The 26,134-nt window shown below is 59.4% G+C and carries 23 protein-coding genes; 18 read left to right on the top strand and 5 right to left on the bottom strand.

The features are described from left to right. Nucleotides 1–2 precede the first annotated feature (2 nt). A complete protein-coding gene (gene rne / locus AAF659_RS05470) occupies nucleotides 3–2,999 on the bottom strand; it encodes a ribonuclease E (protein WP_349750672.1) in 2,997 nt (998 codons plus the stop codon). 225 nt (nucleotides 3,000–3,224) lie between these two features. Further along, a complete protein-coding gene (locus AAF659_RS05465; RefSeq protein WP_349750671.1) occupies nucleotides 3,225–3,473 on the bottom strand; it encodes a hypothetical protein in 249 nt (82 codons plus the stop codon). 170 nt (nucleotides 3,474–3,643) lie between these two features. On the opposite strand from AAF659_RS05465, the gene AAF659_RS05460 reads away from it, so the two are divergent. The 15 genes from AAF659_RS05460 (at nucleotide 3,644) to AAF659_RS05390 (ending at nucleotide 18,362) form a co-directional block, all read left to right on the top strand. Continuing rightward, nucleotides 3,644–4,621, top strand: a complete 978-nt coding sequence (locus tag AAF659_RS05460) for an RluA family pseudouridine synthase (protein ID WP_349750670.1) — start codon at nucleotides 3,644–3,646, stop codon at nucleotides 4,619–4,621. Further along, nucleotides 4,618–5,277, top strand: coding sequence for an HAD family hydrolase (locus tag AAF659_RS05455; RefSeq protein WP_349750669.1), 660 nt, complete (start codon nucleotides 4,618–4,620; stop codon nucleotides 5,275–5,277). The genes AAF659_RS05460 and AAF659_RS05455 overlap by 4 nt, the downstream gene beginning before the upstream one ends. Before the next feature lie 16 nt (nucleotides 5,278–5,293). Then, the gene (locus AAF659_RS05450; RefSeq protein WP_349750668.1) at nucleotides 5,294–6,328 is read left to right on the top strand and encodes a S49 family peptidase; all 1,035 of its coding nucleotides are present in this window, start codon (nucleotides 5,294–5,296) and stop codon (nucleotides 6,326–6,328) included. 41 nt (nucleotides 6,329–6,369) lie between these two features. Continuing rightward, a complete protein-coding gene (locus AAF659_RS05445; protein ID WP_349750667.1) occupies nucleotides 6,370–6,936 on the top strand; it encodes a YceD family protein in 567 nt (188 codons plus the stop codon). 36 nt (nucleotides 6,937–6,972) lie between these two features. Next, the gene (gene rpmF, locus AAF659_RS05440) at nucleotides 6,973–7,152 is read left to right on the top strand and encodes a 50S ribosomal protein L32 (protein ID WP_349750666.1); all 180 of its coding nucleotides are present in this window, start codon (nucleotides 6,973–6,975) and stop codon (nucleotides 7,150–7,152) included. Nucleotides 7,153–7,159: 7 nt separating this feature from the next. After that, nucleotides 7,160–8,167 carry a phosphate acyltransferase PlsX gene (gene plsX, locus AAF659_RS05435; protein ID WP_349750665.1) on the top strand — a complete coding sequence of 336 codons (1,008 nt, stop codon included), beginning with the start codon at nucleotides 7,160–7,162 and terminating at the stop codon, nucleotides 8,165–8,167. Nucleotides 8,168–8,186: 19 nt separating this feature from the next. Next, a complete protein-coding gene (gene fabD / locus AAF659_RS05430) occupies nucleotides 8,187–9,128 on the top strand; it encodes an ACP S-malonyltransferase (protein ID WP_349750664.1) in 942 nt (313 codons plus the stop codon). A 25-nt stretch (nucleotides 9,129–9,153) separates the two neighbouring features. Next, complete coding sequence (fabG, locus tag AAF659_RS05425; protein ID WP_349750663.1) at nucleotides 9,154–9,894, top strand: 3-oxoacyl-ACP reductase FabG; 741 nt, start codon at nucleotides 9,154–9,156, stop codon at nucleotides 9,892–9,894. Between the two features lie 129 nt (nucleotides 9,895–10,023). Beyond that, nucleotides 10,024–10,257 (top strand): acyl carrier protein, encoded by a 234-nt coding sequence (acpP, locus tag AAF659_RS05420; protein WP_349750662.1) that lies wholly within the window; start codon nucleotides 10,024–10,026, stop codon nucleotides 10,255–10,257. Nucleotides 10,258–10,349: 92 nt separating this feature from the next. After that, nucleotides 10,350–11,168 (top strand): aminotransferase class IV, encoded by an 819-nt coding sequence (locus AAF659_RS05415; protein ID WP_349750661.1) that lies wholly within the window; start codon nucleotides 10,350–10,352, stop codon nucleotides 11,166–11,168. Beyond that, nucleotides 11,168–12,223 carry an endolytic transglycosylase MltG gene (mltG, locus tag AAF659_RS05410; protein ID WP_349750756.1) on the top strand — a complete coding sequence of 352 codons (1,056 nt, stop codon included), beginning with the start codon at nucleotides 11,168–11,170 and terminating at the stop codon, nucleotides 12,221–12,223. The genes AAF659_RS05415 and mltG overlap by 1 nt, the downstream gene beginning before the upstream one ends. Next, complete coding sequence (gene tmk, locus AAF659_RS05405) at nucleotides 12,223–12,870, top strand: dTMP kinase (RefSeq protein WP_349750660.1); 648 nt, start codon at nucleotides 12,223–12,225, stop codon at nucleotides 12,868–12,870. The genes mltG and tmk overlap by 1 nt, the downstream gene beginning before the upstream one ends. Before the next feature lie 93 nt (nucleotides 12,871–12,963). Next, a complete protein-coding gene (putA, locus tag AAF659_RS05400) occupies nucleotides 12,964–16,149 on the top strand; it encodes a bifunctional proline dehydrogenase/L-glutamate gamma-semialdehyde dehydrogenase PutA (RefSeq protein WP_349750659.1) in 3,186 nt (1,061 codons plus the stop codon). A 37-nt stretch (nucleotides 16,150–16,186) separates the two neighbouring features. After that, nucleotides 16,187–17,668, top strand: a complete 1,482-nt coding sequence (gene putP / locus AAF659_RS05395) for a sodium/proline symporter PutP (protein ID WP_349750658.1) — start codon at nucleotides 16,187–16,189, stop codon at nucleotides 17,666–17,668. A 79-nt stretch (nucleotides 17,669–17,747) separates the two neighbouring features. Next, nucleotides 17,748–18,362 (top strand): MiaE family protein, encoded by a 615-nt coding sequence (locus AAF659_RS05390; RefSeq protein ID WP_349750657.1) that lies wholly within the window; start codon nucleotides 17,748–17,750, stop codon nucleotides 18,360–18,362. Here the strand turns inward: AAF659_RS05390 and AAF659_RS05385 are convergent, their stop codons facing one another. Beyond that, nucleotides 18,363–19,103: a UDP-2,3-diacylglucosamine diphosphatase gene (locus AAF659_RS05385; protein WP_349750656.1), complete on the bottom strand. Its 741-nt coding sequence runs from the start codon at nucleotides 19,101–19,103 to the stop codon at nucleotides 18,363–18,365. Next, nucleotides 19,100–19,609: a peptidylprolyl isomerase gene (locus AAF659_RS05380; protein WP_349750655.1), complete on the bottom strand. Its 510-nt coding sequence runs from the start codon at nucleotides 19,607–19,609 to the stop codon at nucleotides 19,100–19,102. The genes AAF659_RS05385 and AAF659_RS05380 overlap by 4 nt, the downstream gene beginning before the upstream one ends. A 127-nt stretch (nucleotides 19,610–19,736) precedes the next feature. Here AAF659_RS05380 and AAF659_RS05375 point away from each other — a divergent pair, with 127 nt between their 5' ends. From AAF659_RS05375 to AAF659_RS05365, 3 genes are all read left to right on the top strand, one after another. Beyond that, entirely contained in the window at nucleotides 19,737–21,416 is a 1,680-nt protein-coding gene (locus AAF659_RS05375; RefSeq protein WP_349750654.1) for a glutamine--tRNA ligase/YqeY domain fusion protein, read from the top strand. 30 nt (nucleotides 21,417–21,446) lie between these two features. Beyond that, the gene (gene cysS, locus AAF659_RS05370) at nucleotides 21,447–22,823 is read left to right on the top strand and encodes a cysteine--tRNA ligase (RefSeq protein ID WP_349750755.1); all 1,377 of its coding nucleotides are present in this window, start codon (nucleotides 21,447–21,449) and stop codon (nucleotides 22,821–22,823) included. 132 nt (nucleotides 22,824–22,955) lie between these two features. Further along, the gene (locus tag AAF659_RS05365) at nucleotides 22,956–25,136 is read left to right on the top strand and encodes a malate synthase G (RefSeq protein WP_349750653.1); all 2,181 of its coding nucleotides are present in this window, start codon (nucleotides 22,956–22,958) and stop codon (nucleotides 25,134–25,136) included. 79 nt (nucleotides 25,137–25,215) lie between these two features. Here the strand turns inward: AAF659_RS05365 and folD are convergent, their stop codons facing one another. Next, nucleotides 25,216–26,067, bottom strand: a complete 852-nt coding sequence (gene folD, locus AAF659_RS05360; RefSeq protein WP_349750652.1) for a bifunctional methylenetetrahydrofolate dehydrogenase/methenyltetrahydrofolate cyclohydrolase FolD — start codon at nucleotides 26,065–26,067, stop codon at nucleotides 25,216–25,218. Between the last annotated feature and the right edge of the window lie 67 nt (nucleotides 26,068–26,134).

Genomic DNA, 26,134 nt, shown 5'->3' with positions numbered 1-26,134 from the left:
TCTCACTCCTGTTCATTGGCTTCTGCCTGGTTGCGAGCTCGCCGGAAAGCCTCTTGGCGCCGTCGGATTTCGCGCGGGTCATTGTAAGCCCGGCCTTTAATCGGAGCCAGGTGAATCTCGTCTTCAGCTGGGCTGTTGTCTGACCCACCCGTATCGTTTTCCGTTGCTGCTGTATCCGGGGATACGAGCGTTTCCGCCTCGGAGGCCGTTTCGGTAGCGCCTGCCTGGTTCTGCTTTTGCGCTTCAGCGCTGGCGTCCGCCTGTCTTTCAGTCGGTGCGGCCTTATCGGCAGGGGCGTCCGCAGCTGTTGTCGCCCCATCCGCAGGCTGTATTGACGTTTTTTCTGCAGCTTCCAGCTGTGCGAATTCAGAAGCCTGTGGCGTATGAGAATCCGTACCCTCAGTTGCCTTATCGGATTCTTTTTCTGCCTTTTCGCTCTGTGTTTTTACAACGTCGGCCGGGTCCTGATCTGCAGGCTTACCGTCTTTTCCACGAGGCCGACGGGGACGCTGAAACTCGGGATTGGGCGTATCCTTATCATTGGCATCATCACGACCCTGGTTCTTTTTCCGCTTGTCCGAGCGGCCCTTATGCTCATTGCCGCTGTCCGGACTTTTAGCCTTACCGCTTTCGGGCTGTTTGTCCGCAGACTCCTCCGTCTGGCGATCGCCGCGATCGCCATCTTCGTTTCGGCGACTGCCATCTCCCTGGGATTTCCTGGATCCGTCGTTGCTCTTACCGCCTTTTTTACTGCCGCCGGACTTCTGGTCGGTGCTGGGCTTCTGGCCACCCCCGGATTTCTGATCGGTATCAGGCTTTTGGCTGTCGCCGGATTTCTGACTATTGGCGGACTTCTGGCTGTCGCCGGATTTCTGATTATTGGCGGACTTCTGGTTACCGTCGGACTTCTGGTTACCAGTTTTCTGATCACCCCCGGATTTCTGTCCGCTGCCCCGGTTGCCGCCACCACCTTTCCCGGATGACCGGGGCTCGTTTTCACCATTGCCTTTACCGCTCTGGGAAACCCCGTCCTGTTTGCCGCCGGACTTCTGTTGTCCGTCGGACTCTTGCTGGTTCCGGTTGCGGTTCTGGCCGCCACGACGTCGCCGATTCTGACCGCCTCGCTGGTTGTTGCCCTCCTGACGGCCACTCTGCTGCTGACTACCACCGTGGTTCGGCTTCCTGTTGCCGTTTTGCCCAGGCTTCTGGTCGGAAGCGTTATTATCCTGGCTCTGGGCGCTGGAATCTTTCTCGGCTTCTCCGGATTCCGCCGGCGCTGTAAACAGTACCTGGAGTTTGCGCCCAACCCGCTGCCAGAATCCAAGAGGTTCGCCAGCGGCCGGTGTTTTGGCTTTTGTTTCGGCTTTCGGTTCCGGGGCCGGCGTGCGGTTCGCCGGTGTTACCGCCTTGACGGCCGCTTCCTCGCGCTCTCCGGAGCTCTGTCCCACGGACCAGGCATCCTCAGGTTCTTCCTCGTATTGCGCGGCAATCTCGAAGCTGGCTTCACCGACGGTTACGGCAGTATCGTCAGTCCGCAAACGCTGCACCTCGAAGTGCGGTGTCTCCAGGTTCTGGGAAGGAATTACCCGTACCCGCACGTTCTCGCGGCGCTCGATGGCGTTGATTTCGTCCCGTTTTTCGTTGAGAAGGAAGGCTGCGACTGTGACCGGAACCAGAGCACGTACTTCCGCAGTCTTATCTTTGGAGGACTCTTCGTACATCAGGCGCATGATGCTCAGGGCCTGAGATTCCATGCTGCGGATCGCCCCCTGGCCGTTACACCGGGGGCAGACTTCGCTGCGGGTTTCGCCCAGGGAGGGGCGCAGCCGCTGGCGTGACATTTCGAGAAGACCGAAACGCGAGATCCGACCAAGCTGGACGCGGGCGCGATCCAGTTCCAGCGCCTCACGCATACGCTGCTCAACCTCGCGTTGATGCCGGTTCGGAGACATATCAATGAAGTCGATTACGATCAGCCCGCCGATGTCGCGCAGGCGCAGCTGCCTTGCGATCTCGTCCGCTGCTTCCAGATTTGTCTGGAAGGCGGTTTCCTCAATATCGCCACCGCGGGTGGCGCGAGAGGAGTTGATATCGATCGACACCAGCGCCTCGGTGGGATCGATTACCAGCGATCCACCGGAAGGCAGGGAGACTTCCCGCTGAAAGGCTGTTTCGATCTGGGCCTCGATCTGGTACCGACTCAGCAGTGGGATGTCATCGGTGTAGAGCTTGATCCGGTTTTCGAAAGAGGGCATCACCGCACGGACGAAGTTGAGTACATCCTCGTACACGCTGGGTGAGTCGATCATTACCTCGCTGATGTCCTGACGCAGGTAATCGCGCACCGCGCGGATAATGACGTTGCTTTCCTGATAGATCAGGAAGGGCGACTTGCGCGCTTCCGCCGCCTGGGTGATGGCATCCCAGAATTGCAGCAGGTAATCCAGATCCCACTGCAGCTCCTCGGTTTCGCGGCCGATACCGGCAGTGCGCACGATCACGCCCATCGCTTTGGGTACCTTGAGCCCCGACATGGCCTCTTTGAGCTGACTGCGCTCATCACCCTGGATGCGGCGGGAAATACCGCCAGCCCGGGGGTTGTTGGGCATCAGTACCAAGTAGCGACCGGCAAGCGTGATGAAGGTGGTCAGAGCCGCGCCCTTATTGCCGCGCTCCTCCTTGTCGACCTGGACAATCAGCTCCTGGCCTTCGTTGAGCACATCCTTGATGTTGATCTTGCCATCAATCTCGGACGGGGCCTTGCTGAAGTACTCACGTGCGATTTCTTTCAGGGGCAGGAAGCCGTGGCGATCGGAACCGTAATCAATGAAGGCAGCTTCAAGACTGGGCTCGATGCGAGTGATGCGGCCCTTATAAATGTTGGACTTTTTCTGTTCGCGGGTACTGGATTCGATATCAAGATCGACCAGACGCTGGCCATCGACCAGTGCGACACGCAACTCCTCTTCGTGAGTTGCATTGATCAGCATTCTTTTCATGTGGAACAAACTTCCATCGTTCTGCGACGGAAGCGGTGCGGGGCGCAATGGCGAGACAGCGAATCTGGTTCGCTCCAGTAAAGCAGCGGGGCGAATGCTTGGGCCCGCCCCTTGCTTGAGGCGCGCGCTCTACGACCGCACGCCACCGAAGTCTGTCTCGTACCGGCTACGAGGTCTTATGTCATATTCATGAGCAGGACAGCCCGAACCGGTGCTTCTATGTTCTCAAACCGTTGCGATGCCCCTGCGGCGCGCTTCCGCCCGGATTGACATCAGTTCCGCCGGCTCTGACTCCAGCCGGGCGGAACACCCATCACGACGCGCGTTGTTCTCAGATTCCATGATCGTCCGCCAAGGCGCTCCCGAGAGGTCGCCCTGCGGGTGAAGGGACTCAGCCGCGCGTCCGCGTGATTTCTGTTGGCTCTCGCTGTTTTCCTGCCTGGTGGATACCGGTGCGTCCGCTGATCGTTTCATACCGGGCCCGTAGGCTCTATAATTGCGGATTCATTCGCTGACCCTATCCGCCAGTCCAGCCGCCGAGTTCGTCGGTCGGATCGAAGTCGGAAAACAAAGTCAATATAGCAGTAATCCCCTGCCTCATCAACGAGCTGCGGAACGACGCCGCTTCTCAGGAGAATCGTCTAATGCCAGGCCACCCGGGCAGCCGAGACAGCGCCGAATCCACACCCAGGGTCCAATGGCTGGAGGTAGCGCCGGAATGGGCGGGGCAGCGTCTCGACAATTTTCTTATGGGCCGGTTTCGCGGCGTGCCCAAGAGCGTCATCTATCGGGTAATTCGAAAGGGCGCGGTTCGGGCTAATCGCAAGCGGGTGAAACCTGACTACCGGATAGCCCCCGGCGACTCCATACGGGTGCCGCCGATGTACGAACCTGCCGCGAGGCCGGAGCGCGCTCAACCTGGGCGAAGGGTGCAGCGGCGTATGCAGGCGGCGGTGGTGCACGAGGCGCCGGATTATCTGGTGGTGGATAAACCTGCTGGTATCGCGGTACACGGGGGCAGCGGTGTTGATTTCGGCCTGATTGAGACATTGCGCGCGGCGCGGGATGACCGTTACCTGGAGCTGGTGCACCGGCTGGATCGCGATACCTCCGGGCTCATTCTTGTGGCTCGCCGTCGCTCGGCGTTGAAGGCGTTGCAAGATCAATTCCGGCGTAAGAGTACGCACAAGGTCTACAGGGTTCTCGTGGTGGGCGAGTGGCCCCGTGGTGTGGATCGCGTGGAGGCGCCATTGCAGCGGGTTACGGGGGGGGCAGGTGAACGCCTGGTGCGGGTTAGTACCGACCATGGTAAGGCGGCACGAACTGACTTCCGGGCGCTTGAACGTTTCCCGGGTTACACGTTGCTGGAGGCCACTCCTTTGACTGGCAGGACGCATCAGATCCGGGTTCATACAGCCGTGCAGGGCTGTCCGGTGGCCGGGGATGAAAAATATCTGGACCGCGCCTCGCAGTCAGCCTGGCAGCGGGGTGGTGGTGACCGGTTGATGCTGCATGCCCATCAGCTGGCTTTCGAAACGCCTGAAGGCGAAAAGGTGACGTTTGAGGCGCCGGTACCGGAAGATTTTGGAGCACAGATTCAGCGACTGAGGCAGCGTCAATGAGCTTTGATGTAGTGATCTTTGACTGGGATGGCACCCTGGTCGATTCCGTGGATCACATCGCGGACAGTCTTGAGTTGGCTGCCCGGGATCTTGGGTATCCGGCTCGTGAGCGTGAAGCCCTGCGTCATATCGTGGGACTCGGCATGGAGGAAGCTCTGGGTCAGCTCTGGCCCGGAATTACCAGAGAAGAGATGACGCGGCTCCGGGAAGTTTATGCCCATTACTTCTTCCAGCGCGATACCACGCCGGATGACCTCTTCCCGGGGGTGAGTGAGCTGGTGACCAGCCTGCATGGTGGTCCAACGCTGGCGGTGGCTACGGGTAAAAGTCGGCCAGGTCTTGATAGGGCGCTTGGTTCCAGTGGCTTGGAGCGGTATTTTCCGCTTACGCGGTGCGCGAATGAGACGGCGTCGAAACCGGATCCCCTGATGCTGCGTCAGATTGTGTCTGAAACCGGCGTTGCCGTAGAGCGCATGGTGATGGTGGGTGATACCATTTACGACATGGAAATGGCACGCCGGATCGGCATGCCTGCCATCGGGGTAACCTGGGGGGTTCATTCGCAGGAGCAGCTTTCCGGGCACAGCCCGGTGGCGATTGCCTCCGATATCTTTAAGCTGCGGGAGCTGATGGCTCCCATCAGTACCGATCAATAACAGGCGAGGAGACATCATGTCCGAGTGGGATTCGGAAAATGCGGAATGGGGGGTGACCCGGGAGCAGTCCGCGCAGCCATCCGAAAGCCGTCACCAGGAGCCCAGGGAGGATTCCAAGGAGTGGCGCCTGATTGAGAAGACGATGCTTTCGATGCAGGCTGAGCAGCGCCGCAGCCGGCGCTGGGGTATTCTGTTCAAAACTCTGGTGCTGCTGTATCTGTTTGCGCTTCTGTTCACGTTCAGGGCGCCTTTTGGTTCGGGTGACCTGGCTCCAGGCACCAGCGGTCCTCACACCGCGCTGGTCGACGTGGAAGGGGCCATTGTCCAGGGTCAGGATGCCAGTGCAGACAATTTGGTGACTGCGCTCGAGAATGCTTTTGCGGCCGAAGAGTCAAAAGGCGTGATCCTGCGTATTAACAGTCCAGGAGGCAGTCCGGTTCAGGCGGACTATGTCTATCAGGCAATTAATCGCCTGCGTGACGAATATCCTGACAAGAAAGTGCATGCAGTGATCTCGGATATTGGCGCCTCTGGCGCCTACTACATTGCGGCGGCAGCGGATCGTATCCATGCGAACCCCTCCAGCTTGGTTGGGTCCATTGGCGTGCGTGGTGGCGGTTTCGGGTTCACAGGTGTGATGGAAAAGCTGGGGATTGAGCGCCGGCTGTACACAGCCGGTGAGAACAAGGCCTTCCTGGATCCCTTTCTTCCTGAGGATCCGGAGCAGGTTAAGTTCTGGGAAAGTGTGCTTGATCGCACCCATAGCCAGTTTATTGAGCGTGTGCGCGAAGGTCGCGGTGATAAGTTGAAGGAATCCGAGGCGGAACTGTTCTCCGGGCTGATCTGGACCGGTCAGAAAGCGCGGGAGCTGGGGCTGGTCGACAGTTTCAATTCCGCAGGCCAGGTCGCCCGCAACGTGGTGGGCGCTGAGGAAGTTGTCGATTACAGCTATCAGCCCTCGCCGCTCCAGCGCATCATGCGTGATCTGGGCAGTTCCGTTGGGCAAGGTGTAACGGAAACGCTCATGAACAGTGGCCCCGTACTGCGCTGATCTTTGACATTCAATGAAGGGAACCCTAGAATCGCGGCCTTATGTCGAACCCGGAAATACCTCTGTCTATTGATGCGCTGAAGCCATTCGAACAGGGGTCTGTGCGAGAGGGTGGTCTGGCCCTTGCCGGTATGAACCGGCTCGAACCGCTTGTCATCGAAAATGATGGTGAGGCGATGGTCAGGCTGGCGTTCTATTTTGATGACGAGCGGCGTCGCGTCATCGAAGGCTGGATCCGGGCGGAGCTGGTAGTTCAGTGCCAGCGGTGCCTTGAGGCAATGCGGCTTCCCGTGGAGTCAAACTTCCAGGTGGGCGTGGTCGATTCAGAGGCCATGGCGGATCAGCTGCCAGCGAGCCTTGAGCCCATGGTATCGGGGAAACGGGAACTGCCGATCCGTGAGGTTCTGGAGGATGAACTCATCATGTGCCTGCCGGATGATCCGGTTCATGAGGAGTCAGGCTGCAGCGCATCCGCCACGCTGGAGCGCATCAACCGGGATGCCGACGACGCCGTCGCTCAGGCGCGCGAGCACGATACCGACAATCCGTTCCGTGTTTTGGCCGGCCTTGGCAGTGGAGGCAAGGATCAGGGCGGAACGGACTCGTAATTCAAGAGAAAAGTAAGACTCCAGGAGTAATCTGCTATGGCCGTTCAAAAGAACCGCAAGACCCGTTCACGGCGCGGTATGCGTCGCTCCCACGACGGGCTCCGCAAGCCCGCTATCTCGATGGATCCGACCACCGGGGAAGTGCATCGCCGGCATCACATCTCGCCCGACGGTTTCTACCGGGGCAAGAAGGTGATCGAAACACCCGAAGACTGAGTGACCGGTGGCGGCCGTGACCACCATCGCCGTTGATGCCATGAGTGGCGACCGCGGCTGTGAGCCGGTGGTCCGCGCCGCGGAAGTTGCAGTCTCGAATAACAGGGCCTTGAGGGTTGTGCTGCTCGGCAGACGCACAGCGCTTGAGGCCTTTTTGTCTGCAGGCCATGAACGCATCGAGATCCATGATGCGCCGGACGTGGTTACCATGGAGGACCGCCCTTCCCATGCGCTGCGGTACCGTCAGCAGTCCTCCATGGCCCAGGCCCTATCCCTGGTTCGCAGTGGTGATGCCGACGCCTGTGTCAGCGCCGGCAATACTGGTGCGCTCATGGCCCTCGGCCGTAGTACCCTCGAGACTTGGCCCGGTATTGAGCGACCAGCCATCATCAAGCGCATCCCCTTCCATGACGAGCACTGCTGCTATGTTCTGGACCTTGGCGCTAATGTCGATACCAGCTCTGAGCATCTCGTGCAGTTCGCACTGATAGGACGTCTCATGGCCCAGGCCGTTGATGGTATCTGGAATCCCCGTGTCGCACTGCTCAATGTGGGCCAGGAAGCCGTCAAGGGCAATGAACAGGTGCGTCTCGCGGGCCACATGCTGCAGGTACGGGAGGAGTCTGGTTACATCGGCTATATTGAGGGCAGCGATCTTTTTCGTGGCGTGGCGGATGTGGTCGTATGCGATGGTTTTGTGGGTAATGTAGCTCTGAAAACGGGCGAAGGCGTAGCGGAGCTTATAGGCGATCTGATACGTCGTACCTTCCGCTATGGCTGGTATTCACGGCTCGTCGCGCTCCTAGCCGCACCGGTGTTACGCAGGATCAAGCGGCGCCTCGATCCTGCGCGGCATAATGGCGCGAGTTTTATCGGCCTGCGCGGTGTGGTGATCAAAAGCCACGGTAATGCGGACGTGACCGGGCTGGTTGCCGCGATCGAGCAGGCAGCCCGTGAAACTGAGCACGAATTGCCACGCAGGCTTGGCGAATTGCTGGAACAGGTTGAATTCTAGAACACAACAGGACAGACAGATGACGACAGCATTGGTGTTTCCCGGTCAGGGATCCCAGTCGGTAGGGATGCTGGATGAAGCGGCCGCCGAGTGGCCGCTGGTCGGGCAGACCTTTGAACAGGCGTCCGATGTGCTGGGTTATGACCTGGCCGCGCTCTGCCGCGAAGGCCCGGCGGAGGAGTTGAACCGAACGGATATCACACAGCCTGCACTTCTGACTGCCAGCGTGGCACTCTGGCGGGTATGGCGAGAACTTGGCGGCCCCGTACCGGATTATCTCGCGGGCCACAGCCTCGGTGAATATTCCGCACTGGTGGCAGCCGGCTGTCTGGATTTTGCGGACGCCGTGGAGCTTGTGGGCATCCGTGGCGATGCCATGCGTCACGCCGTGCCGCAGGGAGAAGGTCGCATGGCGGCCATTATCGGAATGGATGGTGAGGCCGTTATAAGCCTCTGTCAGGAGCATGTCGCCGAGGGTGTGGTTGAGGCAGTGAATTTCAACGCGCCGGGGCAAGTGGTGATTGCCGGGTCGCTGAATGCGGTCAATTCAGTGATTGAACGGGCGCGCGAGGAAGGCGCGAAGAAAGTCACGCCTCTCGATGTCAGCGTGCCGTCTCACTGTACCCTGATGCAGCCTGCGGCTGATCGTATGGCCGGCGCGCTGGCGGGTGTCAGTGTTCAGGATGCTGCCATTCCAGTGGTACAGAACGTATCCGCTGGCGCCGTGACTGATGCCGGTACCATTCGCGACAATCTGTACTGGCAGTTGATATCGCCGGTGCGCTGGAGTGAGTCCGTGCGTTTCATGGCGGAGCAGGGTGTTAGCGTCATGACCGAGTGCGGGCCGGGCCGGGTCCTTTCCGGGTTGATTCGGCGTATTGACCGGAATATTGGGTGTCATCCGACTGATACCCCTGAACAGATGGGCAAGGCGCTGGAAGCAGTTCGCGAAAGCGCCTGAAAACGACCTGCAATTGGAGAAGAGGATGCTGGAAGGACAGGTGGTTCTGGTAACCGGCGCCAGTCGAGGTATTGGCAGCGCGATTCTGGAATGCTTTGCCGGTGCCGGCGCGATCGTGGTCGGGACGGCCACGTCGGAATCCGGTGCCTCTGCCATTGCCAGCCGGATCAGTGATCAGGGTTGGCAGGGGGACGGTATCGTCATGAATGTGGCTGATGCAGAGAGTGTTACGGCGGGCATTAAGGCGGTAACACACAGCTTCGGCTCACCAACGGTGTTGGTGAATAATGCCGGGGTTACTCGTGACGGCCTTGCAATGCGTATGAAGCCGGAAGACTGGGATGAGGTGGTCAATACCAATCTTTCAGCGGTCTATCGCACCAGTCAGGCCGTTCTTAAGGGCATGATGAAGGCGCGTACCGGACGTATCATCAATCTGAGCTCAGTGGTTGCCCGCATGGGCAATGCGGGTCAGATGAATTATGCCGCCAGCAAAGCGGGTATCGAGGGTATAACCCGATCTCTGGCCAAAGAGGTCGGCAGCCGCGGCATAACCGTCAACGCCATTGCACCCGGTTTTATTGAAACAGACATGACTCGGGAGCTTGACGAAAGCCAGCGTGATGCCATGCTTTCGGCTATCCCGGCAGGTCGGCTCGGTGAGGCAAGTGAAGTGGCCGAGGTGGCCTTGTTTCTCGCCTCTTCAGGGGCGGGTTATGTCAATGGTGAAACTATACATGTCAATGGCGGCATGTATATGAACTGAAGGAAGGCGTGCCTGTCCTGGGGCGGGTCACGACTTCCGGTCAGCCGCTTCCGGGCTGCTTGTTCGGCCCGGGGCAACCAACTAAACTGGCACGCCAGCATTGCTGGTTAGGTACACAATGAGGACATTATGAGTACAGTTGAAGAACGCGTTAAGAAGATCGTCTGTGAACAGCTGGGGGTCAAGGAGTCAGAAGTACAGAGCACTTCCTCTTTTGTAGAAGACCTGGGCGCCGACTCCCTTGATACGGTTGAGCTGGTCATGGCGCTGGAAGAAGAGTTCGAGACCGAAATCCCGGACGAAGAGGCTGAAAAGCTGACCACGGTCAAGGACGCGGTAGACTATATCGAGTCCCACAGCTGAACGGACGAACGCGGTTCGATCAGTACCGAAGCCGCCCTTAGTAAGGGCGGCTTTTTTGATTGTCACTGGTTCCTGAAGCGGGAGTGCAGCTGATGCCCGAGTGGATCTGGCCGGGAGACAGCCTGGCCATCGCGGGGGATGACCGTGGGTTGGCCTATGGCCAGGGTGTTTTCGAAACCCTCAGGGTGACGCCGGCCGGCCCGGCACTGCTGGAGGCACACCTCGATCGGCTTATTGCCGGGTGCCGGGTGCTTGGGATTCCATTTGGCTCAAGAGAGGCAGAAGCCTGGTGGCGACAGGCATCCGCGGACGGGCTGCTTGCACCTGAGACACCAGCCGTGCTCAAGGTCACCGTCACCGGTGGCTCGGGCGGTCGCGGGTATCGGCCTCCCGAGGTCGTTTCGCCGAGGGTGATTACTTCTGTTGCCCCGGTGCCGGAGGTGCCGCGTGAAGGGGCCCGAATCCGGCTCTGCCGGCAGACGTTAGCCGCTGGGGCGCCAGCCCAGGGATACAAGACGCTCGCGCGTCTGGACCAGGTGCTTGCGAGTGCCGAGCTTGCCGCCGATGAGTTTGAAGGCCTTATGGCGGTGGATGAACAGTCGGGTTGGATTGAGGGAACCCGCAGCTGTCTGTTCTCTGTGATGGGTCAGACCCTGGTTACGCCTCCTCGCGACCAGTTGGCTGTTGCCGGAGTGCTGCGGGACTGGCTCGTCGCCAACCTGGACCGCATGGGACTGACCGTTGAAGAGCGGGGGCTGACATGGTCGGATCTCTGGAAGCATGGTCTGTTGTTGGGTAACAGCGTCATGGGCCTGGTGCCCGTCCGTGAGTGTGACGGACGGGTACTGGCGTTGACGAATGAAGCGCGCCAGCTGGTTGAAAGTGTGAATAGAGAGTTTGGGTTCGAGTGATGCTGCCGGGTAAGCGGTCTGTTGGTTTTGTGGTGCTGCTGTTAGCTGTGACGACTATTGCTGGCTGGCGGTTCGTGCAGTGGCAGTTTGAAAGGATGGAGGAGCCTCTGCAGCTCGACGGGCCACTCACCATGGAGATCGAACGCGGCACTACGCTTCAGGGGCTGGCGCGTGAACTGGAAAATCGCGGGTATCTGCCGAGCGCTTTCTGGCTCCGAGTGCGGGCAAAGCTGGAGCCCAGTCTTGCCGGCCTCCAGTCCGGGGTCTATCGGATGGATGATGGTATGTCACCAATGGCCTTTGTCCGGCGGGTGGCATCTGGGGATACTCAGACCTGGACAGTGCGTATTCCGGAAGGTTGGACCTTCGAGCGTGTCCGCGCACGCCTGGCTGATGCCGAGCCACTGGACAATGAGTTGCAGGGAATGGGTGGTGAGGCTGTGATGGCACGCCTTGAAGAACCCGACATGCATCCCGAAGGCTGGTTTTTTCCGGCGGTATACGAATACAAGCATGGCGATTCGAATCTGGATGTTCTCGCTAGGGCCCATGACCGGATGCAACAGGTTCTGTCCGCTCTCTGGCAGCAGCGCAGGGATGACCTGCCACTGGAAAGCCCTTATGAAGCGTTGATTCTTGCTTCCATTGTGGAGCGGGAAACCCCTCTCGCTGATGAGAAACCCCGCGTTGCTGGCGTTTTTATCCGGCGCTTGCAACAGGGCATGCGCCTGCAGACTGATCCCACCGTCATTTATGGTATGGGGGAAGCGTACAAGGGCCGTATCGGTCGCTCTGATTTGCGACAGTACACACCTTACAACACCTATCGGATCGATGGCTTACCGCCCACGCCCATTGGGATGCCGGGTGAGGCGTCGTTACGGGCTGCCGTGAATCCGGCCGACGGCGATGCGCTCTATTTTGTGGCGAAAGGGGATGGTTCGCATGCGTTTTCTGAAACCCTTGAGGCCCACAATAAGGCAGTGCGCGAGTATCAGCTGAATCGTGACGCCGATTATCGGTCTTTTCCGGCACCGGACGACGGAGCGGAGTGATGAAACAGGGGCTGTTCGTTACTTTTGAGGGCACTGAGGGTGTCGGGAAATCCACAGCCATTGCCAGTGCCAGTGACTGGCTGACGGAACAGGGCGTAGCGCACCGGGTGACCCGGGAGCCTGGAGGGACGCCCATGGCGGAAGAAATCCGTGAGCTGCTGCTGCGGTCGCGGGAGGAGGTGGTTGATCCCACCTGCGAGCTTCTGCTGATGTTCGCTGCCCGGGCGCAGCATCTGGCACGCCTCATCCGACCTTCTCTGGAGGCCGGAGAGTGGGTGCTCTGTGACCGTTTCACGGATGCCACCTATGCCTACCAGGCAGGTGGGCGGGGTCTGGACGCAGTGTCGGTCACGCAGCTCGAGTCCCTGGTGCAGGGAGAAAGCCTGCGCCCGGATGCCGTGCTCTGGCTCGATGCGCCGGTGGCAACCGGAATGGCCCGGATTGCCGGGCGTGGCGGGGGACCGGATCGCTTTGAGTACGAACGGATCCGGTTCTTTGAAAACGTGCGTCAGGTTTATGAGGCGCGCGCTGCAGACCCCACCAACCATTACCGGCGTATTGATGCGGCGGGATCAGTGGAGGAGGTCGCTGCTGGCGTTCGGCGGACGATGGGAGAACTCCACAGGGAGTGGCAGTACCTGCGATGATTGTTAGCGGGATTTTACAGGCTCTGCTTTAATATAACGGTGAATACACGTGCAGAGCACCACCACGCCCAGGATCACTGGAGACCGAAGGCTATGTTTGATGCCAGCCGGGTTCTAGACCCGTCTTTTCCACGCGATGATACTGATTTTCTCTGGCAGGGTATCGTCGACAACCACTATACCGACGAAACTGCCTACCTTGAGTCACTTCTTGCGCTCGCGCAACCCGACGAGCGTGAGCGTCAGGCGATTGCGGACCGCGCAACTGGCCTGATTCGCAAGGTACGTGAGCAGGATGATTCCGTACACATGGTGGATGCGCTTCTGCAGGAATACAGCCTGGACACCGAAGAGGGCATTCTGCTGATGTGCCTGGCCGAAGCGCTGATCCGGATTCCTGACGCCCATACCGCGGATGAACTGATCCGCGACAAGATGGGCGATGCTGATTGGCGCAGGCACCTGGGACGCAGCGAATCTGTCATGGTCAACGCATCCACCTGGGGCATGCTGATGACCGGTCGGGTTGTAAAAATGGACCCGGGCCTCGACGGTCATCCCAAATCCATCTGGCACAAGCTGGTTAACCGCTGTGGTGAGCCGGTGATCCGCAAGGCCATGTATCAGGCCATGGCGATTATGGGACGCCAGTTTGTGCTCGGGCGTGATATCGATGAGGCCCTTCAGGAAGGGCGTCAGTACCGCGATCAGGGGTATAGCTATTCGTTCGATATGCTGGGCGAAGCTGCGCTCAATGAGTCCGACTCCTCACGTTACTTCAATGACTACTGGACGGCCATTGAAGCGGTTGGCAACGATCGCTATCCCCGTGGTGAGCGCCCGGTGCCTTCGGTTTCCATCAAACTCTCCGCTCTGTATCCGCGTTACGAGCGGGCTCAGGAAGATCGGGCAAAGACCGAACTTGTCCGCCGGTTGAGTCGCCTTGTGACCTTTGCCCGCGAGAAGCAGGTGCCGCTGACTGTGGACGCGGAGGAAATGGACCGGCTCGAGCTGTCACTCGAGATCTTCCGGGCCGTCTATGAATCCGATGCCGCCAGAGGATGGGGTGAACTGGGCCTTGCAGTTCAGGCCTACTCCAAGCCGGCACTGCCCGTGCTGTGCTGGGTCGCGGCGCTGGCGCGCAAGCAGGGAGACCGTATTCCGGTGCGCCTGGTCAAGGGCGCCTATTGGGACACAGAAATCAAGCATGCCCAGATGATGGGGGTTGAGGGCTATCCGGTGTACACGCGCAAGGAGGGCACCGATGTCTGTTATCTGGCCTGTGCCCGGTTCCTGCTCAGTGACTACGCCCAGGGCTACATTTTCCCGCAGTTCGCCAGTCACAATGCGCACACTGTAGCGTCAGTTCTGAACATGGCGGAGGAGAACGGCGCGGAATACGAGTTCCAGCGCCTGCATGGCATGGGCGATGCGCTTTATGCAGTGGTTCTTGGCGAGGTGCCGCAGGTTCCGGTGCGGATCTACGCGCCCGTCGGGGCCCACAAGGATCTGCTGCCTTACCTGGTACGCCGGCTGTTGGAAAATGGCGCCAACTCATCCTTTGTGCATCGGCTGGTGGATGCGGAAACGCCTATTGAAGACCTGACTGGCCATCCGGCGGACGCCCTGCGCGCCTACAGCAGTCTGACGGATCTTCGGATTCCCCGCCCGCCGGAGATCTATGGCGCGCAGCGGCGCAACTCCCGTGGCCATAATCTGGCGGTGCTTTCGGAACTCAGGCCCTTCCAGCAAGGCATTGAGCGCTGGGCGGAGCATCACTGGAAGGCTGCACCCATTGTGAATGGCGAGCGGTGTCAATCCGAGTCAAAGACACGGATCACCAATCCGCACGACCGGGATCGCGTAGCAGGAGAAATCAGCTGGAGCCGTCAGGATATTGTCGAGACGGCCATGCGTTCGGCTCATGAAGCCTTTGAGCCGTGGAACCGCACGCCAGCTGAGGAGCGGGCAAAGTGCCTGGAAGCTTTTGCGGATCGGTTGGAGGCCAATGAGCACGAGCTGATTGCGCTGTGCAGTCGCGAAGCAGGTAAGTCCCTGCTGGACGGCATCGCCGAAGTGCGTGAGGCGGTTGATTTCTGCCGCTATTACGCCATGCAGGCACGGCGACAGTTCGCTGAGCCTATGGAGATGCCGGGACCGACGGGTGAGTCCAATGAATACTATCTTGAAGGTCGCGGTGTGTTCCTGTGCATCAGCCCATGGAACTTCCCGGTGGCGATCTTTACCGGGCAGGTTATGGCGGCTCTTGCTGCCGGCAATACTGTTCTAGCTAAGCCCGCTGAACAGACCAGCCTGATCGGCTTCCGCGCGGTGGAGTTGATGTTTGAAGCCGGCTTCCCGCCCGGGGTAATCCAGTATCTCCCCGGTGACGGCGCTGGTATCGGTGATCAGGTGCTGCCGGATCAGCGGCTCGCGGGCGTGACCTTTACCGGTTCAACCGGCGTTGCGCGCCATATCAGCCGCGCTCTGGCCGCCCGTGAAGGGCCCATCGTTCCGTTGATCGCGGAGACCGGGGGCCAGAATGCCATGATCGTGGACAGCAGCGCGCTTCCGGAACAGGTGGTCAAGGATGTGATCATGTCCGCCTTCGGCAGCGCTGGTCAGCGCTGCTCGGCACTGCGGGTTCTGTATCTGCAGGAAGATGTGGCGGATGTGGTTGAGGAAACCCTTGCGGGCGCTATGCGCGACCTGCGTCTGGGTGATCCGATTCAGATGGAAACGGATGTGGGCCCGGTGATCGACCGCGACGCCTATGATGAGCTGATGAGTCATATTGCTGATCTGCGCGAACGTAATCGCCTCGTGGGCGAGGCCCCACTGCCCGATAAGGCAGAGAAAGGGTACTTCGTGCCGCCGGTGGCCTATGAGATCAACGCCATGAAAGACCTGGACCGGGAATACTTCGGGCCCATTCTGCATGTGGTCCGATATGATGCCCGTGAACTGGACGCCGTGATCGACGAGATCAACGGCTCAGGTTACGGCCTGACGCTGGGCATTCACAGCCGCAGTGAATCCACCGCAGCCTACATTGAGCGGCGGGTTAAAGTCGGCAATACCTACATCAACCGTAACCAGGTTGGTGCGGTCGTTGGCGTCCAGCCTTTCGGCGGGCGCGGGCTGTCCGGGACTGGCCCCAAGGCGGGTGGCCCGAACTACCTGCCGCGCTTCGCCACGGAGCGTGTCAGGACCAATAACACCACGGCGGCGGGTGGCAATGCGACCCTCCTGTCACTGGGTGTCGAGGAAATAGGTTAAACAACAACAAACGGGCGTTCCCCGATGGAGCCGGATCATGATTGAAGATACCGTTGCGGTAACCTGGACCTTTATCATCTACCTTGCGTTGATGCTGGCTCTGGGCGTTATTGCTTACATGCGAACCCAGAACCTGTCCGATTATATCCTTGGCGGGCGTAATCTGGGCCCCATCCCCTCGGCACTGAGTGCCGGGGCCTCTGATATGAGCGGCTGGTTGCTGCTTGGCCTTCCTGGTGCCGCCTACGCCAACGGCGTTGGGGCGAGCTGGATCGCGATTGGGCTGCTGGTTGGCACCTATCTGAACTGGCTTTTTGTAGCCAGGCGGCTGCGGAACTATTCCCAGGCGGCCAAGGACTCGCTCACCATCCCGTCTTTTCTGGAGAACCGGTTCCGGGATGATACGCGTGTGCTGCGGATTATGGCAGCCTTCTTCATCCTGCTGTTCTTCCTGTTCTATACCAGTTCCGGCCTGGTTGCGGGGGGTAAACTGTTCGAAACGGTCTTTGGACTGGACTACCAGTGGGCTGTGATTGTGGGAACACTGGCGGTGGTTTCCTATACATTGTTCGGGGGCTTTCTTGCGGTTTCCTGGACCGACGTGGTGCAGGGCCTTCTGATGCTGGCGGCACTTATGCTGGTGCCGGTTCTTGCCATCAACAGTGGTGAAGTCGGTGGCTGGTCCGGCATGGAAGCGTCTCTGCTGGAGAAAGGCCAGGGCACACTTTCCCTTTTCTCGGATGCCAATGGGGAAACGCTTGGAATTGTTGCCATCATCTCCTCGTTGGCATGGGGCCTTGGTTACTTCGGCCAGCCGCACGTGCTCGCCCGCTTCAAGGCGATCAGTGATGAATCGCTTGTGCCTTATGCACGACGTGTCGCTGTTTCATGGACTGCAATCACTCTTGTTGGTTCTGTTCTCGTAGGCTTGGCTGCTGTCGGTTATTTCGGTCCGGAAGGACTGGATGACCGTGAAAAGGCTTTCATGATGCTGGTGGATGCGCTTTTCCATCCGGTTATTGCGGGTGTCCTGCTGGCAGCGATTCTCGCGGCCGTCATGAGCACCGCGGACTCGCAGCTGCTGGTGTCCTCCTCCGCCTTGGCTGAGGACTTCTACAAGGGCTTTTTCCGACCGGATGCGGATGCTGCTGAACTGGTACGTGTTGGCCGCGTGGCGGTGATCGTCATCGCCGTTGTGGCTGGTGTGATTGCTCTGGATGACAGTTCCATGGTGCTTGACTTGGTTTCCTATGCATGGGCTGGCTTCGGCGCGGCATTCGGGCCGGTCATCCTTCTGTCACTGTACTGGCCAAGAATGAACAAGATGGGCGCCCTTGCGGGTGTGGTTGTTGGCGGTCTCACGGTTGTGGTCTGGAAGCAGCTTTCCGGTGGTCTTTTTGATATGTACGAGATCGTGCCGGGTTTCCTGTTTGCGGCTATTGCCGTTGTGATTGGCTCCATGGCGACTGGTGAGCCTGAAAAGGAAATCGCAGACGAGTTCGCCAAGGTTAACGGCTAACCCTTCCGCCGCCCCCCGGGGCGGCTTGCACCTGTGATCAGCCGGGGTCTATGCTTGGCGCTTTTTACGGAGTGCTTGCATGGCCCAGGTTGATATTTCCCCGATTCATGACTTTCTCCCCTGCGCTACGCCACAGGCTTGGATTGACGCTGCACTGGCGAACCAGGAGCTGCTTCTGATTGATCATGCCCATTGCGAGAAGAAGGCTGCCTCAACGGCGCTGGGTCTGATGTACCGTTATATGGACGACCCGGACCTGCTGCACCGTATGTCCCGGCTGGCGCGGGAAGAATTACGCCATTTTGAGCAGGTACTGTCGATCCTGCAGAAACGCGGCATTCAGTATTGCCATCTGACGCCCGCCCGTTATGCTCAGGGACTGCATCAGTATGCGCGCAAGGAAGAGCCCGGTCGGCTCGTCGATACTTTGATCATAGGCGGCATCATCGAGGCTCGTTCGTGCGAGCGCTTCGCGGCGGTGGCCCCTCTTCTGGATGAGGAACTGGCGGAATTCTATGATTCACTGCTCAAGTCCGAGGCACGTCATTATCAGGATTATCTTAGGCTGGCCGAGAAAGCAGCAGGTGAAGCGGTGAAGGAGCGGGTGGAAACACTGCTGGCAGTGGAGGCGGAACTCATCCAGTCGCCGGATGACAGCTTCCGCTTCCACAGTGGTTTGCCGGATTGGCGATGATCAGTCTGTCAGCTGACCGAAAGGGATGCTGAGCAGCGCCGGCTCGACGCCAGGACGCGCCTCAATGTACCAGGCCTGTTCATGCCAGTCCCCTGTCACATAGCGCCGGGCGGATTGGCCGCTGGCGATCAGCTCGTGCACCGCCGGACGGTGGGTGTGGCCATGGATCAGGCGCTGAACTCCCCATTCTTCCATCACCTTAACCACTTCTTCCGGGGTCACGTCCATGATGGTTTGTTCCTTACCCTGGTTTTTCGCCTGACTGAGCTCACGCATCTGTCGGGCTACTGTCTGGCGGTCCGTCAGAGGTCGCTGCAGAAAGGCTTGCTGCCAGCGTGGGTCACGCATACCGGCCCGGAACTTCTGATACTCCACGTCGGCCGTGCACAGGCTGTCACCGTGCATTAGAAGGGTCGGTTCTCCGTAGAGGTCAATCGCGCTGGGGTCGTCCAGCAGTGTCGCGCCAATACGGTGGCAGAAGTCCTCGCCGATCAGAAAATCCCGGTTGCCGTGCATCAGGTAGAGAGCTGTGCCTGATGCGGTTACCGCCCGAAGGGCCTCGGCGATAGTTTCCTGGAGGGGGGTATGTTCGTCGTCGCCGATCCAGGCTTCAAAAAAGTCGCCCAGGATGTAGAGCGCATCGATGCCGTGTGCGTAGGCCGGCAGGAATGCCAGAAAAGCATTGGTTATATCCGGGCGGTCTTCTTCCAGATGCAGGTCGGCAATGAAGCGTGTGGTCATGCCTGCTCTCCTTGATCGATGCGGTATGCGTTATGGACCACAACGTCCTCAACCGGCACGTCGCGGTGCCCGGCGCGGGCGGTTGTGGGCATTGCGCGGATCCGATCAACCACGTCCATGCCTTCGACAACATTACCGAAGACGCAGTACCCCCAGCCGTCCTGGGTTTTGTCGGTATGGTCCAGAAAACCATTGTCATTCACGTTGATGAAGAACTGGGAGGCGGCGGTGTGGGGGCTCATGGTCCGGGCCATAGCCAGGGTCCCCCGCTTGTTGCTCAGGCCGTTGGCCGCCTCATTGGGAATCGGCTCACCGGGTTTTCGAGGCTCCATGTCCGGACCGAACCCGCCGGTCTGAATCATGAAGTTGCTGATGACCCGGTGGAATATAAGACCGTTGTAGAAACCTGAGTCGACGTAAGACAGGAAGTTGTCAGTGGTGACGGGGGCGTTCTCCGCGTCAGTAGCCAGCAGGATCCGGCCTTCGCTGGTTTCCAGAACGACCATTACATTATATCCTTTCGCGTCCAAATGGCCGCATTATAAGGCATCCGTCCCCGCCATGCATGAGATCGTGGTGGTGAGCAGGTATAATAATGGGTCTTACATTCAATCCGGCGGTGTCACAGCATCCATGAGTTCCGAATCAGCTCCGGCCAGCAACTTCATCCGCACCATCATTCAGGACGACCTTGCCGAAGGCCGTCACAATCACGTCGTGACGCGGTTCCCACCGGAACCTAATGGGTACCTGCATATTGGTCACGCCAAGTCGATCGTGGTGAATTTCGGCATGGCCGAGCATTTCGGCGGTGCTTGCACTCTGCGTTTTGATGACACCAACCCGGAGAAGGAAAGCCAGGAATACATCGAGGCCATTCAGCGCGACGTGGAATGGCTTGGTTATGAGTGGCAGGGTCCGGTTCGTTATGCCTCGGATTACTTTGATCGGCTCTACGACTACGCGGAAGAGCTGATCCGCAACGGCTACGCCTATGTGTGCAGCCTGGATCCGGAAACGGCGGCGCAGTATCGCGGAACGCTGAAAGAGGCCGGCACGGACAGCCCCTTTCGTGAGCGTTCGGTTGAGGAAAACCTGGATCTGTTCCGGCGTATGCGCGCGGGCGAGTTCGCCGAGGGAGAGCATGTACTTCGGGCCAGGATTGATATGGCGTCACCCAACATGAACCTGCGCGACCCGATCCTGTACCGCATCCGGTACCTGACTCACCATCAGTCCGGGGATAAGTGGTGTATCTACCCGATGTATGACTTCACGCACCCGTTGTCGGATGCCGAGGAGGGCGTGACGCACTCCCTTTGCACCCTGGAGTTTGAGGATCACCGGCCGCTCTACGACTGGGTGCTGGCGCATGTGACGCCGCCCTGCCGCCCGCGTCAGATCGAATTCGCACGCCTCAACGTGAACTACACCATCACCAGCAAGCGGAAGCTGATGCGGCTGGTGGACGAAGGCTACGTGGATGCCTGGAACGACCCGCGTATGCCCACTCTCTCCGGCATGCGCCGGCGTGGTTTTACCCCGGCGTCTATCCGCCATTTCTGCGATATGGTGGGTGTGAACAAGACGGGGGGCACCGTGGATCTGGGCATGCTTGAGCATGCCATCCGTGACGACCTCAACCGCAACGCGCCGCGCGCCATGTGTGTGTTGAGACCGGTGAAGCTGATCCTGACCAACTACCCGGAGGGCCAGTCCGAGATCCTGACCACAGCGGTGCATCCTCAGGATGAGTCGATGGGCACCCGGGAGGTGACCTGGACGCGTGAGATGTACATCGACGCGGAGGATTTCGTTGAAGTGCCCCCCAATAAGAAGTGGAAGCGGCTCTCGGTGGGCAACGCCGTACGCCTGCGTGGCGGGTACGTCATTACCTGCAATGACTTCGTGACTGATAATGATGGTAATGTCACCGAGATCCATGCTGAGTACGACCCGCAGACACTGGGTGTGAATCCCGAGGGCTATAAGCCCAAGGGCGTGATCCACTGGGTATCCGCCGAGACGGCCGTGGATCTCGAGCTGCGCCTCTATGACCGCCTTTTCGGGGTGGAAAATCCGGGCACTGACAAGGAGCGGGATTTTGTCGAGGATCTCAACCCTGAGAACCTGACGGTGATGACCGGCTGTAAGGGGGAGGCGAATCTGACCTCACCGCTTACGGACATTCCCTACCAGTTCGAGCGCGAGGGCTATTTCTTCTTCGATCCCGAAGCCAGCAGCGCAAACCGGATCGTGATGAACCGTACCGTCACCCTGCGTGACTCATGGGCCAAGATAAGCGGCCAGTAAATCGAGACCGGAAAGGATGGAGACCCAGTGATCCAGCTCTACAGTACTCTCAGCCGCCGGAAGGAAGTCTTTCAGCCGATTAAGGAAGGCAAGCTCGGCATCTACGTCTGCGGTATGACGGTCTACGACTACTGCCATCTGGGGCATGCCCGGGTGCTGGTGGCGTTCGACGTGGTAACCCGCTATCTGCGCCATCGCGGTTATGACGTGCACTACGTCCGCAATATCACTGATATCGATGACAAGATCCTGGATCGCGCGCGGGAGAACGGCGAGGACTTCCGCGCGCTGACCGATCGCATGATTGCCGCTATGCACGAGGACGAGGGCGCACTGGGCGTGCTGCGCCCCACCGAGGAACCTAGGGCTACCGAGACCATCGATGAGATGATCGCCATGATCGAGACACTGGTTGAAAAGGGCCACGCCTATCAGGGCGATAACGGCGACGTCTATTTCGCGGTCTCCACCTTTGAGGACTACGGCAAGCTCAGCCGCAAGAAGCTTGAAGACCTGGTCGCCGGCGCCCGGGTGGAGATTGCGGAGGCCAAGGCCAGTCCGGCGGATTTCGTGCTCTGGAAGGCAGCAAAACCTGGCGAGGTAGCCTGGCCCTCGCCCTGGGGGGAAGGCCGGCCCGGCTGGCATATTGAGTGCTCGGCCATGTCCCGCTCGCACCTGGGGCGCACCTTCGACATCCATGGCGGCGGCCCGGATCTGATGTTCCCGCACCATGAGAACGAGGTCGCCCAGTCCGAATGCGCCCACGAACAACCCTTTGTGAACTACTGGATGCACGCTGGTGCCGTGCGAGTTAATCACGAAAAGATGTCAAAATCTCTGGGTAACTTCTTCACTATCCGGGATATTCTCCAGGAGCACGACCCGGAAGTAGTGCGCTATTTCCTGATCGCCAGCCATTACCGCAGCCAGATCGACTATACGCCGGACAGCCTGGCGGAAGCCAAGAGTGCACTGATGAAGTTCTATCAGGCACTTGATGGCATCGACGCGGAGCCGGAGCCGGCGGAGACCGAGTATGATCGGCGCTTTATCGATGCGATGGATGACGATTTCAATACGGTTGAGGCCACGGCTGAGCTGCACGCGTTGACCGGCGAACTGAACCGGGCTCAGCGCAGTGGCGATGAGGCGAACGCCGCCCAGCTGGCTGGGGTGTTGAGGCGCCTTGGTGGTGTGCTGGGCGTGTTGGAGCGGCCACCGTCCGAGTTTCTCCAAGGGGGAGGCGGGGATATCGCGCCGGAGCGCATCGAGGCACTGATCGAAGCGCGTACCCAGGCGAAGAAGGCAGAGGACTTTGCGGAGGCTGATCGCATCCGTGATGAACTGCTTGAACAAGGCATTGTGCTGGAAGACAGCCGGCAAGGCACCACTTGGCGCCGGGAGTAGGGCGCCTGTCCTTTCGCGGCGGGTTTGGCTTAGAATATCGCCACGTTGGATCCGCGACTGCCGGCCATACCCGTTTGTGGCCGGCAATCTTATGCATTAAACCTATTAAAAACAGCAGCTTGAGGCAAAAAGATGACAGAACGCGTGAATGCAGGTGGCCTGCAGGTCGCCCGAATCCTGTACGACTTTGTTAATAACGAAGCCATTCCAGGAACTGGTGTCGACGTTGAGCAATTCTGGAACGAGTTTGGCCGCATTGTCGTGGACATGGCGCCGCGTAACCGCGAGCTTCTCAGAGTTCGGGATGAACTCCAGGAGAAGCTGGACAACTGGTATCGCGAGAACAAAGACCAGTCGATCGACTTGAACGAATACAAGACCTTCCTTAAGGAGATTGGTTACCTTAAGCCCGAGGGCGAGGATTTCACTGCAACGACTGAGAATGTGGACAAAGAGATCGCCCAAGTCGCCGGTCCGCAGCTGGTTGTGCCCATCTCCAATGCACGCTTTGCGTTGAACGCCGCCAATGCGCGCTGGGGCAGCCTCTACGATGCCGTCTATGGCTCCGACCTCATCTCTGAGGAAGGCGGTGCTACCAAAGGTCCGGGCTATAACCCGGTACGTGGCGCAAAGGTCATCGCCTATGCCCGCGCGGTTCTGGACGAATCCGCCCCGCTTGAGAGTGCCAGCCACGCGGATGCTACCGGTTACCGTGTTGAGAACGCGCAGTTGAAGGTAAAACTCAACAACGGCAGTGAGGCGGTCCTTAAGGACCCGGCTCAGTTCGTGGGCTACAAGGGCAGCGAAAGCCAGCCGGATGGCGTACTGCTCGTGCGTAACGGCGTACACATGGAGATTCAGGTTGATGCGAGTCATGCCATTGGTAAGGATGACGCAGCTCACGTGAAGGACGTGGCCATGGAGTCCGCGCTGACGACCATCATGGACTGCGAGGACTCGGTAGCGGCAGTGGATGCCGAGGATAAAACTGGCGTTTATCGCAACTGGCTGGGCCTGATGCAGGGCAATCTGGAGGAAAGCTTCGACAAGGGCGGCAAGACTGTGACCCGGAGCATGGCTTCCGATCGTGAGTACCTGGATGCCCAGGGCAAAGCGCTGAGCCTGCATGGTCGCAGCCTGATGCTCGTGCGCAACGTCGGCCATCTGATGACCAACGACGCCGTTCTCGATTCAGAAGGCAATGAGGTGCCCGAAGGCATCATGGACGGCATGATTACCTCCCTTATCGCTATCCATGACATCAAGGGCAACAATCGTGTGGGCAACAGCCGCACCGGCAGTGTTTACATTGTCAAGCCCAAGATGCACGGTCCAGAAGAAGTTGCGTTCACCAACGAGCTCTTCGGTCGTGTCGAGGACGCGCTCGGCATGAAGCGCAACACGCTGAAGGTGGGCGTGATGGACGAGGAGCGCCGTACCACGGTCAACCTCAAGGAGTGCATCCGCCAGGCGAAGGACCGGGTCATCTTTATCAACACCGGCTTCCTTGACCGCACCGGGGATGAGATCCACACCAGTATGGAGGCCGGTCCCGTTATCCGGAAGGGCGAAATGAAACAGGCACCCTGGATGACCAGTTACGAAGACTGGAACGTAGACATCGGTCTGGAAACCGGCCTCAAGGGTCGTGCCCAGATCGGCAAGGGCATGTGGCCCATGCCGGACAAGCTGGCCGCGATGATGGACGCCAAGATCAGTCACCCAAAGGCGGGTGCTAACACCGCCTGGGTGCCATCACCGACGGCGGCGACTCTCCATGCCATCCATTACCAGCAGGTCAATGTGATGGCAGTTCAGGAGGACCTCAGCAAGCGTGAGCGTGCCAGCCTGGACAATATCCTGACCGTGCCGCTGATGAAGGATCCGTCCGCGCTCAGTCATGACGAGATCAAGCAGGAGTTGGACAACAACGCCCAGGGAATTCTCGGCTATGTGGTGCGCTGGATCGAGCAGGGTGTGGGTTGCTCCAAGGTCCCGGACATTAACGATGTAGGCCTGATGGAGGACCGCGCGACACTCCGGATTGCCTCCCAGCTGCTTTGCAACTGGCTTTACCACGGTATCTGCACTGAAGAGCAGGTAATGGAGACGCTCAAGCGTATGGCGAAGGTTGTGGACCGTCAGAACGAGGGCGACTCGAGTTACATCCCGATGTCGGATGATTTCGAGAGCAACGTGGCCTTCCAGGCAGCGTGCGACCTGATCTTTAAGGGCCGTGAGCAGCCCTGTGGCTATACCGAGCCGCTGCTGCACGCTTACCGCCGTAAGGCTAAGGCTAAATACGGTCAGTGAGGCAAAAGCTGATCGGCCTGGCATAAGACCCCGCTTCGGCGGGGTTTTCTTTGTGCGGCGGGAAGGTTTTCTCGGGGGCTCAGTCGTGGCGTTGCGCCGCTTCCAGGGTGTTCTGAAGCAGCATGGCGATGGTCATGGGCCCCACGCCGCCGGGTACGGGCGTGATCCAGGCGGCCCGTTCCGCCGCCGGAGCGTGCTCCACGTCGCCGATCAGCCTGCCCTCATTGGTGCGGTTGATACCCACGTCGATCACTGTTGCGCCTTCCTTGACCCAGTCGCCATGCACCAGACCCGGCTTGCCGGCGGCGGCAATGAGCAGGTCCGCGTCAGCGACAAAGCGCGGTAGATCGCCGGTGAAACGGTGGGCCACGGTGACGGTGGCGCCTTTGAGCAGCAGTTCCATGGAGAGGGGGCGCCCGACGATGTTAGAGGCCCCCACTATGACGGCGTGCTGGCCTTTGTAAGGCGTGCCGATATAGTCCAGAAGGTGGATGATGCCGGCCGGAGTGCAGGGGCGGATCTCCGGGTTGCGCTGGGTGAGGCGGCCAATATTGTAGGGATGGAAGCCGTCAACATCTTTGTCCGGTCGGATGCGCAGCAGAATCTCGTCCGCGTTCATGTGCGCGGGCAACGGCAGTTGTACGAGGATTCCGTCAATGGCAGCGTCTTCATTCATCCGGTCCACGATCTGGTTCAGTTCTTCCTGAGTGGTTTCCGCAGGAAGGTGGTGATCCTCAGTATGGAGACCTGCTGCGTCACACGCTTCGCGCTTACGCTTAACATAGAGATTGGAAGCCGGATCGCTGCCGACCAGTACAACACCCAGACCAGGAGGGCGGCGCCCTTCGCTGATCCGCTGGTTGACTTTCTCCGCAATCGTCTGTCGAACCTCCAATGCGATGGCCTTGCCGTCGATGATCTGAGCTGTCATACAGGGGCCTTGTCAGGGTGGGTCATAAAGCGCAATATTGTCGCAGTTTTACACTTCATCGCCAATC

Origin of the sequence: Salicola sp. Rm-C-2C1-2, from assembly GCF_040196175.1 — a bacterium.
In the GTDB taxonomy this organism is placed as follows: Bacteria; Pseudomonadota; Gammaproteobacteria; order Pseudomonadales; family Oleiphilaceae; genus Halospina.
Note: the sequence above shows the minus strand (reverse complement) of the source record. Positions and strands in the feature narration are given on the sequence as shown.

Excerpts from the sequence above, each read along its gene's own strand:
- rne (WP_349750672.1), bottom strand. The coding sequence starts at position 2,999 with ATGAAAAGAATGCTGATCAATGCAACTCACGAAGAGGAGTTGCGTGTC.
- AAF659_RS05465 (WP_349750671.1), bottom strand. The coding sequence starts at position 3,473 with ATGAAACGATCAGCGGACGCACCGGTATCCACCAGGCAGGAAAACAGC.
- AAF659_RS05460 (WP_349750670.1), top strand. The coding sequence starts at position 3,644 with ATGCCAGGCCACCCGGGCAGCCGAGACAGCGCCGAATCCACACCCAGG.
- AAF659_RS05455 (WP_349750669.1), top strand. The coding sequence starts at position 4,618 with ATGAGCTTTGATGTAGTGATCTTTGACTGGGATGGCACCCTGGTCGAT.
- AAF659_RS05450 (WP_349750668.1), top strand. The coding sequence starts at position 5,294 with ATGTCCGAGTGGGATTCGGAAAATGCGGAATGGGGGGTGACCCGGGAG.
- AAF659_RS05445 (WP_349750667.1), top strand. The coding sequence starts at position 6,370 with ATGTCGAACCCGGAAATACCTCTGTCTATTGATGCGCTGAAGCCATTC.
- rpmF (WP_349750666.1), top strand. The coding sequence starts at position 6,973 with ATGGCCGTTCAAAAGAACCGCAAGACCCGTTCACGGCGCGGTATGCGT.
- fabD (WP_349750664.1), top strand. The coding sequence starts at position 8,187 with ATGACGACAGCATTGGTGTTTCCCGGTCAGGGATCCCAGTCGGTAGGG.
- fabG (WP_349750663.1), top strand. The coding sequence starts at position 9,154 with ATGCTGGAAGGACAGGTGGTTCTGGTAACCGGCGCCAGTCGAGGTATT.
- acpP (WP_349750662.1), top strand. The coding sequence starts at position 10,024 with ATGAGTACAGTTGAAGAACGCGTTAAGAAGATCGTCTGTGAACAGCTG.
- AAF659_RS05415 (WP_349750661.1), top strand. The coding sequence starts at position 10,350 with ATGCCCGAGTGGATCTGGCCGGGAGACAGCCTGGCCATCGCGGGGGAT.
- mltG (WP_349750756.1), top strand. The coding sequence starts at position 11,168 with ATGCTGCCGGGTAAGCGGTCTGTTGGTTTTGTGGTGCTGCTGTTAGCT.
- tmk (WP_349750660.1), top strand. The coding sequence starts at position 12,223 with ATGAAACAGGGGCTGTTCGTTACTTTTGAGGGCACTGAGGGTGTCGGG.
- putA (WP_349750659.1), top strand. The coding sequence starts at position 12,964 with ATGTTTGATGCCAGCCGGGTTCTAGACCCGTCTTTTCCACGCGATGAT.
- putP (WP_349750658.1), top strand. The coding sequence starts at position 16,187 with ATGATTGAAGATACCGTTGCGGTAACCTGGACCTTTATCATCTACCTT.
- AAF659_RS05390 (WP_349750657.1), top strand. The coding sequence starts at position 17,748 with ATGGCCCAGGTTGATATTTCCCCGATTCATGACTTTCTCCCCTGCGCT.
- AAF659_RS05385 (WP_349750656.1), bottom strand. The coding sequence starts at position 19,103 with ATGACCACACGCTTCATTGCCGACCTGCATCTGGAAGAAGACCGCCCG.
- AAF659_RS05380 (WP_349750655.1), bottom strand. The coding sequence starts at position 19,609 with ATGGTCGTTCTGGAAACCAGCGAAGGCCGGATCCTGCTGGCTACTGAC.
- AAF659_RS05375 (WP_349750654.1), top strand. The coding sequence starts at position 19,737 with ATGAGTTCCGAATCAGCTCCGGCCAGCAACTTCATCCGCACCATCATT.
- AAF659_RS05365 (WP_349750653.1), top strand. The coding sequence starts at position 22,956 with ATGACAGAACGCGTGAATGCAGGTGGCCTGCAGGTCGCCCGAATCCTG.
- folD (WP_349750652.1), bottom strand. The coding sequence starts at position 26,067 with ATGACAGCTCAGATCATCGACGGCAAGGCCATCGCATTGGAGGTTCGA.